Genomic DNA, 14,699 nt, shown 5'->3' on the forward strand with positions numbered 1-14,699 from the left:
TCGAGCGCGGCGAACGGCTCGTCCATCAGCAGCAGATCGCTGTCCTGGGCGAGCGCTCGGGCCAGCGCCACGCGCTGGCGCATGCCGCCGGACAGCTCGTGCACGCGCTTGCCGTACGAGCCGGCCAGCCGGACGAGTTCGAGCAGCCGCTCGGCCTCGGGCCGCCGGTCCGCCTTGGGTACGCCGCGCAGCTTCAGGGCGAGTTCGATGTTCTTGCCCGCGGTCAGCCACGGGAACAGGGCGTGCTCCTGGAACATCAGCGCCGGGCGGCCGCCCGGGGTGTCGATGGAGCCCGCGGTCGGCCGGTCGAGTCCGGCGACGAGGTTGAGCAGGGTGGACTTGCCGCAGCCCGAGGCTCCCAGGAGGGTGACGAACTCGCCGGGGGCGACGTCGAGGGAGATGTCGTCGAGGACGAGCTGGCCGCCGGCGGGACCGCCGAAGGACTTCGAGACGTGCTCGATGCGCGCGGCGTGACCCGTCGCGCGGACGCGGTCGTCGGCCTTGGCGAGCGTCGTGGTCGTGGCCATGGTCGTCACCTCCTGGGTAGCGCTTGCGGACTTGGTTACTTGACGCCGAGACCGGCGTCGGACGCCTCGGGCCTGCCCTCGGCCTTCAGGACCTTGTTCAGCGGCTTCAGGTCGTAGATGCCGACGAGGTCGGGCTCCTTGAGGAGACCGGACTTCACCGCGTGGTCCGCCTGCGCCTGGAGCGTCGCGGCCAGCGGGTCGTCGGTGAACCGGATCGACGGCCAGGCGCCGTCGATCACCTTGTCGCCGAGGGGCTTGCCCGTGAGCTCCTTCAGCCGGGCGTTGGCCGAGGCCTTCGCCCGCTCCGGGTCTTCCTTGATCCACGCGTTGGTCTTCACCGAGCCCCGCAGGACCGCCTCGACCACGTCGGGGTGCTCCGCGAGGAACTTCTGCGACACGATCACGTTGGTGATGACGAACTGCCTGCCCGGCCACAGGTCGGATTCGTCGAGCAGGACCTTCGCGCCCTCGCTGACGAGCTTCGACGCGGTCGGCTCCGGCACCCATGCCCCGTCGATGGAACCGGACTTGTAGGCGTCCGGCGTGATCTTGTTGTCCGTGCGCAGCACGGAGACGTCGCCCTTGCCGCTCTGCGAGTCGACCTTCCAGCCCTGCTCGGACACCCAGTTGAGGAAGGCCACGTCCTGGGTGTTGCCGAGCTGCGGGGTCGCGATCCGCTTGCCCTTGACGTCGCCGACCGTCCTGATCTTCTCCGGGTTGACCACGAGCTTCACGCCACCGGAAGCCGAACCGGCCACGATGCGCAGGTTGCTGCCCTTGGACTTGGTGTAGCCGTTGATGGCGGGGGAGGGGCCGATGAAGCCGATGTCGATCGAGCCGGCGTTCAGCGCCTCGATCTCCGACGGGCCCGCGTTGAACGTCGACACCTCCAGCTGGGTGCCGCCCAGCTCCTTCTGGAAGATGCCCTCCCGGTCGCCGACGAGGGCCGTCGCGTGCGTCAGGTTGGGGAAGTACCCGAGCCGTACGGAGTCCGCGGAGAGCTTCTCGCCCACGGCGGCCACCCTCGTCTGGTCGTCCTTGGCCTGGGAGCCGTAACCGCAGGAGGCGAGCGCCCCGGTCAGGAGGGGCAGAGCGGCTGCGGCGGCCAGGCCGCGGCGCAGGGTGGTACGGGTGGTGGCAGGCACGGGAGGTGTTCCCCTCGGTTCGGCTTCAGCGAAGTCTGCGTTTGTGTCGGTGTCGTACGGGGTGGAGCGCCGTCGCGCCGAGGCGGCCGCGCACAGAGGTCAGCGCGCACATCGCGCCACACCTCCCCGGCCCGCACCGAGGGCGCCGGAGCCGACCCGGCCGCCCTCCCTCGCGAACGTCGTGTACACGTCCTGGTGGCCCATCAGAAGTCCCAGCCGTCCTCGTCCTCGACGGCCGGCTTCGCGGCCTTGGCGCCGGCGAAGGACTCGCCCGCCATGCCCGCGGCCAGGGTCGTGCCGTCGGCCGGGTCGATCAGCAGGAACGAGCCGGTACGGCGGGAGTCCGCGTACGAGTCGAGCGCGAGCGGCTCCGCGGTGCGGACCTTCACCAGGCCGATGTCGTTGGCGACGAGCTGCCCGGGGTTCGGGTGCTGGGAGAGGTCGTCCAGGGTGAGCCGGGACGGGATCTCCTTCACGATCGCCTTGACCGTACGGGTGGTGTGCTTGAGCAGCACCCGCTGGCCCACCGTGAGCGGCTGGTCCGCCACGTGGCAGACGGTGGCCTCGACGTCCTGGCTGGTGGCCGGGGCGTCGGCGACCGGGGCGAGCAGGTCGCCGCGGGAGATGTCGATGTCGTCGGCGAGCCGGATGGTGACCGACTGCGGCGCCCAGGCGATGTCCACGGACTCGCCCAGCGCGTCGATCGCGCTGATCGTGGACGTCCTGCCGGAGGGCAGGACGGTGACCTGCTCGCCGACCCGGAACGCGCCGGCCGCGATCTGACCCGCGTAGCCCCGGTAGTCGGGGTGCTCGGCGGTCTGCGGGCGGATCACGTACTGCACCGGGAAGCGCGCGTGGCAGGCCGTCAGGTCGTGGCTGACCGGAACGGTCTCCAGGTGCTCCAGGACCGTCGGGCCGCCGTACCAGTCCATGTTGGCGGACGGCTCCACGACGTTGTCGCCGGCGAGCGCGGAGATCGGGATCGCGGTGATCTCCGGGACGCCCAGCTCCGACGCGTACGTCGTGAACTCCTCGGCGATCGCGGCGAACACGGACTCCTGGTAGTCGACCAGGTCCATCTTGTTCACGGCGAGCACCACGTGCGGGACCCGGAGCAGCGCGGCGACGGCGGCGTGCCGGCGGGTCTGCTCGACGACGCCGTTGCGGGCGTCGACGAGGACCACGGCCAGCTCGGCCGTCGAGGCGCCGGTCACCATGTTCCGGGTGTACTGCACGTGCCCGGGGGTGTCCGCGAGGATGAAGCGGCGGCGCGGGGTCGCGAAGTAGCGGTACGCCACGTCGATGGTGATGCCCTGCTCGCGCTCGGCCCGCAGGCCGTCGGTGAGCAGCGCCAGGTCCGGGGCCTCCTGGCCGCGCGAACGCGAGGCGTGCTCCACGGCCTCCAGCTGGTCGGCGAGGACCGACTTGGAGTCGTGCAGCAGCCGGCCCACCAGGGTCGACTTGCCGTCGTCGACGGAGCCGGCGGTGGCGAAGCGCAGCAGGGTGGTGGCCGCGAGCTCGGCGTGCCCGGAGGTGGGCTCTTCGGTGAACGTGCTCATGGTTAGAAGTACCCTTCGCGCTTGCGGTCTTCCATCGCGGCCTCGGACAGCTTGTCGTCCGCCCGGGTGGCGCCCCGCTCGGTGAGCCGGGACGCGGCGATCTCGTTGATCACGGCTTCCAGCGTGGTGGCGTCGGAGTCCACCGCGCCGGTGCAGGACATGTCGCCGACGGTGCGGTAGCGGATGAGGCGCGTCTCGACCGTCTCGGTGTCCTTCGGGCCGCCCCACTCGCCGGCGGTCAGCCACATGCCGTTGCGCTGGAACACCTCGCGCTCGTGCGCGAAGTAGATCTCCGGCAGCGCGATCTTCTCGCGCTGGATGTACTGCCAGACGTCCAGCTCGGTCCAGTTGGACAGCGGGAACACGCGGACGTGCTCGCCGGGGGCGTGCCGGCCGTTGTACAGCTGCCACAGCTCGGGCCGCTGGCGGCGCGGGTCCCACTGGGAGAACTCGTCGCGGAGGCTGAACACCCGCTCCTTGGCGCGGGCCTTCTCCTCGTCGCGACGGCCGCCGCCGAAGACGGCGTCGAAGCGGTGCTGCTGGATCGCCTCGGTCAGCGGCACGGTCTGCAGCGGGTTGCGGGTGCCGTCCGGGCGCTCGCGCAGCTTGCCCGCGTCGATGTAGTCCTGCACGGAGGCGACGTGGAGGCGCAGCCCGTGCTCGGCGACCACGCGGTCGCGGTATTCGATGACCTCGGGGAAGTTGTGTCCCGTGTCGACGTGCAGCAGCGTGAAGGGGACCGGAGCCGGGGCGAAGGCCTTCAGCGCCAGGTGCAGCATGACGATGGAGTCCTTGCCGCCGGAGAACAGGATCACCGGCCGCTCGAACTCGCCCGCCACCTCACGGAAGATGTGCACGGCCTCGGACTCCAGCGAGTCGAGGTGCGACAGCGCGAACGGGCTGTCGGTGGCGTCGTGGACGTGGGCAACGGTGGTCACAGCAGACCCCTCTCGGTGAGCAGCGCGTGCAGCTGCGCCGCGGACTCCTGCACGGTCTGGTTCTGGGACTCGATCCGCAGATCGGGCGACTCGGGGGCCTCGTACGGGTCGTCGACGCCCGTCAGGCCGCTGATCTCGCCCGCCGCCTGCTTCGCGTACAGGCCCTTCACGTCACGGACCGAGCACACCTCCACCGGAGTGGCCACGTGCACCTCGACGAAGGCGGTGCCCTCGGCCTGGTGGCGCTTGCGGACCGCCTCGCGGCTGTCGGCGTACGGGGCGATCACGGGGACCAGGACCTTCACGCCGTGCGAGGCGAGCAGCTCCGCGACGAAGCCGATCCGCTGCACGTTGGTGTGCCGGTCCTCGCGGCTGAAGCCGAGGCCCGCCGAGAGGAACTCGCGGATCTCGTCGCCGTCGAGGATCTCGACGCGCTGACCCTCCTCGCGCAGCCGGCCGGCCAGCTCGTACGCGATGGTGGTCTTGCCGGCGCTCGGCAGGCCCGTGAGCCAGATGGTGGCACCGGTCACGTGGTTCTCCTGGGAGGTCTGGGAGGTCTGGGGGGTGGTGGTCATCAGCCGTGCAGCCCGCATTCGGTCTTGGCCCGGCCGGCCCAGCGGCCGGCCCGGGCGTCCTCGCCCTCGAGGACCCGGCGCGTGCAGGGAGCGCAGCCGACGGACGTGTAACCGTCCATGAGGAGCGGGTTGGTGAGCACCCCGTGCTCCAGGACGTACGCCTCGACGTCGTCCTGGGTCCAGCGGGCGATCGGGGAGATCTTGACCTTCTGCCGCTTCTCGTCCCAGCCGACGACGGGGGTGTTCGCCCGGGTCGGGGACTCGTCGCGGCGCAGGCCGGTCGCCCACGCGGCGTACCGGGTCAGGCCCTCCTCGAGCGGCTTGATCTTGCGCAGCGCGCAGCACAGGTCGGGGTCGCGGTCGTGCAGCTTCGGGCCGTACTCGGCGTCCTGCTCGGCCACGGTCTGCCGCGGGGTCAGCGTGATGACGTTGACGTCCATGACGGCGTCGACGGCGTCACGGGTGCCGATGGTCTCCTCGAAGTGGTAGCCGGTGTCGAGGAAGACGACGTCCACACCGGGCATGGCACGCGAGGCGAGGTGGGCGACGACCGCGTCCTCCATGGAGGAGGTGACGCAGAAGCGCTTGCCGAAGGTGTCGGCGGCCCACTGGAGGATCTCCAGGGCGGAGGCGTCCTCCAGCTCGCGGCCGGCCTGCTCGGCGAGTGCCTTCAGGTCGGCCGCGGTCGCGTCCGTCACGTCCTGAGTGACCGTCATATCTCTTCCCCTCCGCCGGTGTTGCTCGAAGTGCCCGGGGCGAGCAGCCCCAGGAACTTCAGCTGGAAGGCTCGGCTGCACGCCCTGCATTCCCACGCGCCGTGACCCTGCTCGTGGGGGCGCAGGTCCTCGTCCCCGCAGTACGGGCAGTGGAACGGCGCCGCCCGCTCGCTCATGACAGGGCCTCCTCGGACGCCCGCGCCGCCCAGGTGGCGAAGCGCTCGCCGTCCTCGCGCTCCGCCTGGAAGCGCTTGAGGACCCGCTCGACGTAATCGGGCAGCTCGGCCGAGGTGACCTTCAGGCCGCGGACCTTGCGGCCGAAGCCGGCCTCCAGGCCGAGCGCGCCGCCCAGGTGCACCTGGTAGCCCTCGACGCGGTTGCCGTCGTCGTCCAGGACCAGCTGGCCCTTGAGGCCGATGTCCGCGACCTGGATGCGGGCGCAGGCGTTCGGGCAGCCGTTGATGTTGATGGTGATCGGCTCGTCGAACTCCGGGATGCGGCGCTCCAGTTCGTCGATCAGCGAGGCGCCGCGGGCCTTGGTCTCGACGATGGCCAGCTTGCAGAACTCGATGCCGGTGCAGGCCATCGTGCCGCGCCGGAACGGCGACGGGTCCACCCGCAGGTCGAGCGCCTCCAGGGCGGCGACCGCGGAGTCCACCCGGTCCTCCTCGACGTCGAGGAGGATCATCTTCTGGTCCGCGGTGGTCCGCAGCCGGCCGGAGCCGTGCTGCTCGGCCAGGTCGGCGATCTTGGTGAGGGTGGCGCCGTCGACCCGGCCGACGCGCGAGGCGAAGCCGATGTAGTAGCGGCCGTCCTTCTGCCGGTGCACGCCCATGTGGTCGCGCCAGCGGCCGGCCGGCTGCTCGGGGGCGGGGCCGTCCGTCAGCCTGCGCTTCAGGTACTCGTCCTCCAGGACCTGGCGGAACTTCTCCGCGCCCCAGTCGGCGACCAGGAACTTCAGGCGCGCGCGGTTGCGCAGCCGGCGGTAGCCGTAGTCGCGGAAGATCGAGATGACGCCCTCGTAGACGTCCGGCACCTCGTCGAGCGAGACCCAGGTGCCGAGCCGGACACCGAGCTTGGGGTTGGTGGACAGGCCGCCGCCGACCCAGACGTCGAAGCCGGGACCGTGCTCCGGGTGGTTCACGCCGACGAAGGCGATGTCGTTGATCTCGTGCGCCACGTCGAGCAGCGGCGAGCCGGAGACCGCGGACTTGAACTTGCGGGGCAGGTTGGAGAAGTCCTTGTTGCCGACGATCCGGCGGTAGATCTCGTCGATGGCCGGGGTGCCGTCGATGATCTCGTCCTCGGCGATGCCGGCGACCGGCGAGCCGAGGATGACGCGCGGGGTGTCGCCGCAGGCCTCGGTGGTCGACAGGCCGACCGCCTCCAGGCGGTTCCAGATCTCCGGGACGTCCTCGATCCGGATCCAGTGGTACTGGACGTTCTGCCGGTCGGTGATGTCGGCCGTGCCGCGCGCGAACTCCTGGGAGATCTCGCCGATGACCCGCAGCTGATCGGTGGTCAGCCGGCCGCCGTCGATGCGGACGCGCAGCATGAAGTACTCGGCGTCCAGCTCCTCCGGCTCCAGGACACCGGTCTTGGTACCGTCCAGACCCTCGCGCCGCTGGGTGTACAGGCCCCACCAGCGCATGCGTCCGCGAAGGTCATTGGGGTCGATGGAGTCGAAGCCCCGCTTGGAGTAGATCGTCTCAATACGTGTCCGCACATTGAGACCGTCGTCATCCTTCTTGAACTGCTCATTGCCGTTCAGCGGGGTGAAGTGCCCCGCGGCCCACTGACCCTCGCCACGGTGGCGCCCGGTCTTGCGGCGGGCGGCGACGGGAGTGGGGTTTTCCGGGGTGGCGGCCATGGCGTTTTGTCCTTCGGGACTGCGAGAGGGCGGCTCTGACCTGCACACTCGCGCTCGGGTAGGAGGTGGCGCGGCAGTGCGCAGAGTTCAGGACGTCAGGAGAGTGGTTCGGCGGTGCTGGTCTTATCAGCGCGCCGAACAGATGGCGCTGGACATGCGGCCGAGGTCGACGTGCCGCCGACTCACCAAGGCAATTCCAGTTCCAGACATGACGGAAGCGTGTCACGGGACTTTGGACCCAGTCCAGCTTCGTCCAGGATTTGGACAGTAGGGTCTCGCTCTGCGAGATGGTGTGGCGTGGGTCACGCGAAAGGGGCCCAGCTCAGGGCCCCTTCGGCGGAGAGGTGCGGTCCCGCGTCCGCGCGGGACCGTGCGGCTCGGGCGTACGCCGTCCGCGGCTCAGGCGTACGCGCCGGGCCACGGGCCCGGGTTGCCGGCCGGCTCCACCTGCTCGACCTTCGTGTCGAAGAGCCGGAAGCCGCGGCGCTCGTAGTTGGCCATCGCGTGCTCCCCGTCCAGGGAGCAGGTGTGCAGCCACACCCGCTTGGTCGGGACGCGGCCCGGCCAGCGCTCGGCCAGGTCCCAGGCGCGCTCCACTCCGTACGAGAGGAGGTGTCCGCCGATGCCGCGGCCCCGGAAGGCGGGGATCAGGCCGAAGTAGACGATCTCCACCACGCCGTCGTCCTGCGGGTCCAGCTCCACGTACCCGGCCGGCGTCCCCTTCTCGTACGCCACCCAGATCTCGGCGCCCGGCTTCTCCACGAGCTCCTGCCACTGCGCGTACGTGAGCGAGAGCCGGTCGTTCCAGGCGATGTCGCCGCCGACCGCGGTGTAGAGGAAGCGGCTGAACTCCGCCGAGGGCACCTCGGCCCGCACGATCCGCAGGTCACGGCCCTCGGGCGCCGGGGCCGGGCGCAGATCGGCCGGCGAGGTCTGTTCCAGGGACCAGGTGGTGAGAGTGATGCTCATGGGCTTATCGCATCATGCGGAGCCGGGGATTCCCACCGTGTTCGGTCCTGGCGGACAAGCTGTCCGCCATGCGGACAGCGGTGGACGGAGGTGCCGCTCCGGCCCCGGACGGCTCGCGGTCGGCCCCGGGCGGTTCGCCACCGGCCCCGGTGGCTCGCCGCCGTCGCCGGGTGCGGCTCTCTACCGTGTCTCCGGACGCAGCTCGCCCGAGCCGCGCGGCACCAGGGTCACCGGGACCGTGCGGGTCACCGCGCGCGAGCGGTCGCCGTCGAGCCGGGCCAGCAGCTGTTCGGCCGCCGCCCGTCCCATCGCCGCCGGGTCCTGCGCCACGACCGTGAGGCCCGGCTCCAGGACTCCCGCCAGCGGGATGTCGTCGAAGCCGACCACGGCCACGTCCCGCCGCCCCGCCTCCGCGAGGGCCGGGACCACGCCGAGGGTGGCGAAGTTGTTCGCCGCGAAGAACGCGGTCGGCGGATCGGCCAGGGCCAGCAGCCGCCGTACCGCCACGCCCGCCGCGTACGGGTCGTGCGCCGTGACCACCAGCGCCGGATCCGGTGCGATGCCGGCCTCCTGGAGGGCCTTCTGGTAGCCGCGCTGCCGGATCTTGCGCGTGTACAGCGTGGCCGGCCGGTCACCGATGAACGCGATCCGGCGGTGACCGTGGGCGATCAGGTGCGCCACCCCGGTCCGCGCCCCCTCCTCGTTCGCGCTGACCACCGCGTCGGCGGTCAGTCCCGAGCCCGGCCGGTCGAGGAAGACCAGCGGCAGCCCGCTCTCCCGCTCCCGGCGCAGGAAGCGATGGTCGCTCCCGGCCGCCGGCACGACGAGGAGACCGCTGATCCGGCGGGCCAGGAAGGTGGTGATCAGGGCGTGCTCCGCCTCCTGCCGCTCGCCGGAGGAGCCCATGAGCAGCGTGAGCCCCCGGTCCCGTACGGCCTGCTCGACCCCGCCGGCGACCGTGCCGAAGAAGGGGTTGCCCATGTCGGGCACCACCAGGCCGACCGTCGAGTCACGCGCCCCCACCCGCATGTTGCGGGCCATGAGATTGGGCCGGAAGCCCAGCTCCTCGACGACCGCGAGCACCTTCTCGCGGGTCGCAGCGGAGACCGGACCGTCCTCGTTGAGCACCCGGGACACGGTCTTCGGGGTCACGCCGACCCGCTCCGCCACATCGGCGAGGGTCGGCCGCCGGGTGCCCGCCATTGATCACCGTTCCTGTCGTCGTGGGACCTGCCGATCCCCGACCGTACCTCCAGGGCCCGCCCCAGGGGGCGTCTCGCCGATCATGCCGGGTTCGCGACGTGATCCGGGCTGATCGACGAGACACCCCCCTACGCTTCCCCCTCCACCGTGAGCGCGCCCGTCATGATCGCCACGACCTCCGCCATCGTGTGGTCCCCCGGCCGCAGCTGTGCCACCCGGCGGCCCAGCCGCTGGACGTGGATCCGGTCCGCGATCTCGAAGACGTGCGGCATGTTGTGGCTGATGAGGACGACGGGCAGGCCCCGGTCGCGGACCCGGCGGATCAGGTCGAGCACCTGGCCGGACTCCTTCACGCCGAGCGCGGCCGTCGGCTCGTCCATCACCACCACGTGCCGTGCCCAGGCGACCGCCCGGGCCACCGCCACGCCCTGCCGCTGACCGCCGGAGAGCGTCTCCACGGCCTGGGTGTAGGAGCGGAGGCCGATCTTCAGGTCGGCCATGTGCGCCGCCGACTCCTCGCGCATCCTCTTGTTGTCGAGCATCCGGAACACCGAGCCGAGCGGTCCGCGCCGGCGCACCTCGCGTCCGAGGAACATGTTGCTCGCGATGTCGAGGGAGGCGGCGACCGCCAGGTCCTGGTAGACGGTCTCGATGCCGTGGCGGCGGGCGTCGAGCGGGTCGCGGAAGCGGACCGGCTTCCCGTCGAGCTCGATCGTGCCCTCGTCGGGCTGGAGGGCGCCGGTGAGCGCCTTGATCAGACTCGACTTGCCGGCGCCGTTGTCGCCGATCACGGCGAGCACCTCGCCGGGCATGAGGTCGAAGTCGGCGCCGTCGAGCGCGGTGACCTGGCCGTAGCGCTTCACCAGGCCGCGGGCCCGCAGGACGGGGGTGGCGGTGACGGTGTCGGTGGTGGTGCTCATCGGCGGGCCTTCCTGCGGGAGAACTGGTCGACGGCCACGGCGAGGATCACCAGGCCGCCGGTGATCAGGGTCTGGTAGATCGAGCCCACGCCCATGAGCTGGAGGCCGTTGCGGAACACGCCGACGATCAGCGCGCCGACGAGGGTGCCGAGGACCGCGCCGCGCCCGCCGAAGAGGCTGGTGCCGCCGAGGACCACCGCCGTGATGGCGTCCAGGTTGTCGGTCTGGCCGGCCTTGGGGTCACCGACCCCGGTGCGGGAGATCAGGAGCAGGGCCGCGATGCCGTAGATCACGCCCGCGAGGGTGTAGACGCCGAGCAGCAGCCGGGTGGTGCGGATGCCGGTGAGCCGGGCGACCTCGGGACTGTTGCCGAGCGCGTAGGTGTGGCGGCCCCAGGCCGTCTGGCCCAGGAAGTAGGCGAAGGCGAGGAAGAGGACGATCGTGAGCACCGAGCCGTACGTGATGTCGGTGCGGCCCAGCGGGAAGGTCTCGCCCAGCGCGGTGAGCGCCCCGGGGAGTTCGGTGACGGTCTGCTCGTCCGAGTAGATGTGGGTGAGCGCGAAGGCGATGTTGAGCATGCCGAGCGTCACGATGAACGGCGGCAGTTTGACCTGGGTGACGAGCGCGCCGTTCGCGAGGCCGAACAGGGCGCAGACGCCGATCCCGGCGACCACCGCGAGCAGCGGCGGCAGGGTCCCGTCGGCGGCGAGCTTCGCCATCACGATGGATCCGAAGGCCATGACCGCGCCGCAGGACAGGTCGATGCCGGCGGTGAGGATGATCAGGGTCTGGCCCAGGGCGAGGGTGCCGACGACCATCACCTGCTGGACGACGAGCGAGAGGTTCCCGCCGGAGAGGAACTGGTCGCTCTGGAAGGAGAAGAACAGACACGCGGCGAGCAGGGCGACGAGCGGTCCCGTCGTGGGATGGGTGAGCAGCTGCCGGCCGCGCGGGCCGGTCGTGGCGGCCGGCGCGGGGGCCGCTCCGGCCGGGGCGGTGGTCGTGGTGGTCAACGGTGCTCCTGGGGAGGAAGGGAGGCGGGGTGGTTCGGTGAACGGGGCGGTCAGCCCCAGCAGTTGTCCAGGCCGTACGCCGTGTCCTTGGCCGGGACGCCCTTGGCCGGCGTGTCCGTGACGAGGGTGACGCCGGTGTCCACGTAGCCGGAGGCCTTGGTGCCGTTCTTGGCGTACGCGACCACGGCCTCGACGCCCTTGGCCGCCATGACCAGCGGGTACTGCTGCGACGTGGCGGCGATCTTCCCGTCCTTGACGGCGTTGGTGCCGGTGCAGCCGCCGTCGACGGAGACGATCAGGACGTCCTTCTGCCGGCCCTTGGCCTTGAGCGCGCTGTACGCGCCGAGGGCGGCGGGCTCGTTGATCGTGTAGACGACGTTGATGTCCGGGGCCTTCTGCAGGCAGTTCTCCATCGCCGTCTGGCCCTTGGCCTGGTCGCCGCCGGTGTCCTGGGAGCAGACCACGGCGGGGTCGTTCTTCGCGAGGCCGAAGCCCTGGAGGAAACCGTCGTGCCGCAGCTGTCCGACGGCGACGCCCGGGGCGAGGTCGAGGGTGGCGATCTTCGCCGGCCTGCCGGCCATCGCGGCCTTCGCGTACTCGCCGATCAGCACGCCGGCCTTGAGGTTGTCGGTGGCGAAGAGGGCGTCGGCGGCGTCCTGAGGGTCGGTGGGCGAGTCGAGGGCGATGACGAGGACGCCCTTCTTCCGGGCCTGCTCGATCGCGGGGACGATCGCCTTGGAGTCGTTGGGCGTGATGAGGATGCCCTTCACGCCGGCGGCCACCATGTTCTCGATGGCCGTGACCTGGCCCTCGTTGTCGCCGTCGAACTTGCCCGCCGCCGTGGAGAGCTGGGCGCCCGCCTTCTCGGCGGCCTTCTCCGCGCCCTCCTTCATCTTGACGAAGAACGGGTTGGTGTCGGTCTTGGTGATCAGGCCGACCTTCACCGCTCCGCCGCTGCCGCCGGCGCCCTTGGCGCCCTCACCGCAGGCGGTGAGCAGCAGGGAGGCGGAGGCGGTGGCGGCGACGAGTGACACGGCGGTGCGGAAGGTGCGCTTCATGGCACGGCTCCTCGGGGACGCAGGGGTGTCATCGTTGACTTATGTCAACGTTGACATCGACTGGCCAGGATGATGGACTCCGCGGCGAGCAACGTCAATGCCCCCTACTCGTTACGAGTTGGCAACGGAGGCTTCCGGATGAGCCGCTGGAAAGCACCGCACACCACCCTTCTCGCGGCGGCGCTCGTCGCCGCGACCCTCCCCCTCGCGACCCCCCTGACCAGCCATGCCGCCACGACGCGGACCCTGGCCGCCGGGCCCGTCAACCCCGGCTTCGAGACCGGGGACCTCACCGGCTGGACCGTCGCCGAAGGCACCGCCTTCGGGCCCGGCGCGGTCAGCACCGCCACCACCTACTGGGGCGGCCCCTTCCACCACCGGGGCGGTCACCACCTCTGGGGCTTCGCCGCGGCGGGCGACGACGCCACCGGCACCTTGAAGTCCTCGACCTTCGCCGCCCCTTCCCGCATCGGCTTCCTCGTCGCCGGCGGCTGGGACCCGCAGCGGCTGTACGTCGCCCTCGTCAGGGACGCCGACGGCGCCCGGCTGCTCACCCAGACCGGCACCGACGACGAGGCCTACGTACGCACCGTGTGGGACACCTCGCCCTGGCGCGGCCAGGCCGTCCACCTCGAGGTCGTCGACCGCAAGACCGGCGGCTGGGGCCACATCAACCTCGACGACGTACGCGTCGGCGACGCCGCCGTACGCGACGACAACGGCCTCACCTTCCGCACGCTCGGTCAGGCCAACCAGCCCACCGCGCCGCGCGACCACGCCGCCGACCCGCTGCGGCCCCAGTACCACTACACGCCCTACCAGGGCTGGATCAACGACCCCAACGGGCTCGTCCAATGGCGCGGCCGCCACCACCTGTTCAGCCAGTACTACCCCGACGCCCCCAAGTGGGGCCCCATGCACTGGGCGCACGCCGACAGTCCCGACGCCGTCCACTGGCGCGAACTCCCCGTCGCCCTCACCCCGGCGCCCCCGGCGACCCCCACCGACAACAGCGGGATCTTCAGCGGCAGCGCCGTCGACGACGACGGCACCCTCACCGTCGCGTACACCCGGTTCACCGACACCGCCGCCCGCCCCGGCACCACCGCCGAGACCGTCGAGATCGCCACCAGCACCGACGGCGTCACCTTCAGCCCCGGCACCGAGGTCATCGCGCAGGCGCCGCCCGGCTCCTCCGCCGGGTTCCGCGATCCGAAGCTCTTCCGCGACCCCGTCGACGGGCGCTGGAAGATGGCCGTCGGCTCCGGCGACGCCGGCCGCGGCAAGGTCCACCTCTACGCCTCCGACGACCTGCGCACCTGGACGTACGGCGGCGTCCTCACCGAGGGCGACGGCACCACCGGCGCGATGTGGGAGTGCCCCGACCTCTTCCCGCTCGACGGCAAGTGGGTCCTGCTCTACTCCACCAACGAGGGCGGACAGTCGCTGCAGCGCTACGCCGTGGGCGCGTACGACGGCAGCCGCTTCACCCCGGAACGCCACGGCGTCCTCGACGGCGGCGGCGACGTCTACGCCGCCCAGAGCTACCGGGACGACGCCGGACGCCGGCTCATGACCGCCTGGATGAGCGACTGGAACGCCAAGGAACCCACCCGGATCGGCGGCTGGGCCGGCGCCCAGGCCCTCCACCGGGAACTCTTCCTGACCGCCGACGGCCGGCTCGGCCAGCGGCCCGTCGCCGAGGCCGACACCCTCGCCGCCGGCACCCCGACGACCGTGAACGGCAAGACCGTCCAAGGCAGCTGGCGCATCGGACGCGGCGACAGCGCCCGCCTGAAGACCGTCATCGACCTCGGCGCCACCACTGCCGACACCGTCACCCTGCGCCTCAAGGCCTCCGCCGCCGAGGCGACCGAACTGCGCTACGAGAAGTCCACCGGCACCCTCACCCTCGACACTACCCGCGCCGGCTACGGAACCCCCGCCACCTTCACCACCCACACCGCACCCGGCCCCGGCAACACCCTCGCCCTCGACGTCCTCATCGACCGCTCCTCCGTCGAGGTCTTCACCGGCGACGGCGCCGCCCTCACCGCCCGCGCCTACCCCCGCTACCGCGAGTCCGACGCCGTCGAGTTCACCGCGCCCACCGGCCGGATCCGGCTCGTCAGCGCCTCCCTCACCCCGCTCGGGCCGGCCCTGCTCACCGACTGACCACCCGCCCGCACACCGAAAGGCACCCCCG

At 71.5% G+C, this 14,699-nt stretch carries 15 protein-coding genes; 1 reads left to right on the top strand and 14 read right to left on the bottom strand.

The window, feature by feature from the left end:
- From ACFVGS_RS29545 to ACFVGS_RS29610, 14 genes are all read right to left on the bottom strand, one after another.
- On the bottom strand, positions 1-527 hold a 527-nt coding region (locus ACFVGS_RS29545), incomplete at its 3' end, for an ABC transporter ATP-binding protein (protein WP_385694673.1).
- A 35-nt stretch (positions 528-562) separates the two neighbouring features.
- Positions 563-1,672 carry an aliphatic sulfonate ABC transporter substrate-binding protein gene (locus ACFVGS_RS29550; RefSeq protein ID WP_385694676.1) on the bottom strand — a complete coding sequence of 370 codons (1,110 nt, stop codon included), beginning with the start codon at positions 1,670-1,672 and terminating at the stop codon, positions 563-565.
- Between the two features lie 203 nt (positions 1,673-1,875).
- On the bottom strand, positions 1,876-3,231 hold the full coding sequence (locus tag ACFVGS_RS29555; RefSeq protein ID WP_385694679.1) for a sulfate adenylyltransferase subunit 1: 1,356 nt from the start codon (positions 3,229-3,231) through the stop codon (positions 1,876-1,878).
- A 2-nt stretch (positions 3,232-3,233) separates the two neighbouring features.
- Entirely contained in the window at positions 3,234-4,169 is a 936-nt protein-coding gene (gene cysD, locus ACFVGS_RS29560) for a sulfate adenylyltransferase subunit CysD (RefSeq protein ID WP_384417056.1), read from the bottom strand.
- A complete protein-coding gene (cysC, locus tag ACFVGS_RS29565) occupies positions 4,166-4,744 on the bottom strand; it encodes an adenylyl-sulfate kinase (protein WP_384417059.1) in 579 nt (192 codons plus the stop codon). The genes cysD and cysC overlap by 4 nt, the downstream gene beginning before the upstream one ends.
- The gene (locus ACFVGS_RS29570) at positions 4,744-5,460 is read right to left on the bottom strand and encodes a phosphoadenylyl-sulfate reductase (protein ID WP_385694683.1); all 717 of its coding nucleotides are present in this window, start codon (positions 5,458-5,460) and stop codon (positions 4,744-4,746) included. Before ACFVGS_RS29570 ends, cysC begins: the two co-directional genes overlap by 1 nt.
- Entirely contained in the window at positions 5,457-5,636 is a 180-nt protein-coding gene (locus ACFVGS_RS29575; RefSeq protein WP_384417066.1) for a hypothetical protein, read from the bottom strand. Before ACFVGS_RS29575 ends, ACFVGS_RS29570 begins: the two co-directional genes overlap by 4 nt.
- Positions 5,633-7,330: a nitrite/sulfite reductase gene (locus ACFVGS_RS29580; protein ID WP_385694687.1), complete on the bottom strand. Its 1,698-nt coding sequence runs from the start codon at positions 7,328-7,330 to the stop codon at positions 5,633-5,635. The genes ACFVGS_RS29575 and ACFVGS_RS29580 overlap by 4 nt, the downstream gene beginning before the upstream one ends.
- A 126-nt stretch (positions 7,331-7,456) precedes the next feature.
- Positions 7,457-7,540: a putative leader peptide gene (locus tag ACFVGS_RS29585; protein ID WP_351188065.1), complete on the bottom strand. Its 84-nt coding sequence runs from the start codon at positions 7,538-7,540 to the stop codon at positions 7,457-7,459.
- A gap of 189 nt (positions 7,541-7,729) precedes the next feature.
- A complete protein-coding gene (locus ACFVGS_RS29590; RefSeq protein WP_385694689.1) occupies positions 7,730-8,299 on the bottom strand; it encodes a GNAT family N-acetyltransferase in 570 nt (189 codons plus the stop codon).
- 180 nt (positions 8,300-8,479) lie between these two features.
- Positions 8,480-9,502, bottom strand: coding sequence for a LacI family DNA-binding transcriptional regulator (locus ACFVGS_RS29595; RefSeq protein WP_385694690.1), 1,023 nt, complete (start codon positions 9,500-9,502; stop codon positions 8,480-8,482).
- A gap of 128 nt (positions 9,503-9,630) precedes the next feature.
- Positions 9,631-10,422: an ATP-binding cassette domain-containing protein gene (locus ACFVGS_RS29600; RefSeq protein ID WP_385694693.1), complete on the bottom strand. Its 792-nt coding sequence runs from the start codon at positions 10,420-10,422 to the stop codon at positions 9,631-9,633.
- Entirely contained in the window at positions 10,419-11,435 is a 1,017-nt protein-coding gene (locus tag ACFVGS_RS29605; RefSeq protein WP_384417080.1) for an ABC transporter permease, read from the bottom strand. The genes ACFVGS_RS29600 and ACFVGS_RS29605 overlap by 4 nt, the downstream gene beginning before the upstream one ends.
- A 50-nt stretch (positions 11,436-11,485) precedes the next feature.
- Positions 11,486-12,493, bottom strand: coding sequence for a sugar ABC transporter substrate-binding protein (locus tag ACFVGS_RS29610; RefSeq protein WP_384417083.1), 1,008 nt, complete (start codon positions 12,491-12,493; stop codon positions 11,486-11,488).
- Between the two features lie 138 nt (positions 12,494-12,631).
- Between ACFVGS_RS29610 and ACFVGS_RS29615 the strand changes: the two genes are divergently transcribed.
- Positions 12,632-14,668, top strand: coding sequence for a glycoside hydrolase family 32 protein (locus ACFVGS_RS29615; protein ID WP_385694697.1), 2,037 nt, complete (start codon positions 12,632-12,634; stop codon positions 14,666-14,668).
- Positions 14,669-14,699 lie beyond the last annotated feature (31 nt).

It is taken from the genome of Streptomyces sp. NPDC127114 (genome assembly GCF_042677525.1).
In the GTDB taxonomy this organism is placed as follows: Bacteria; Actinomycetota; Actinomycetes; order Streptomycetales; family Streptomycetaceae; genus Streptomyces.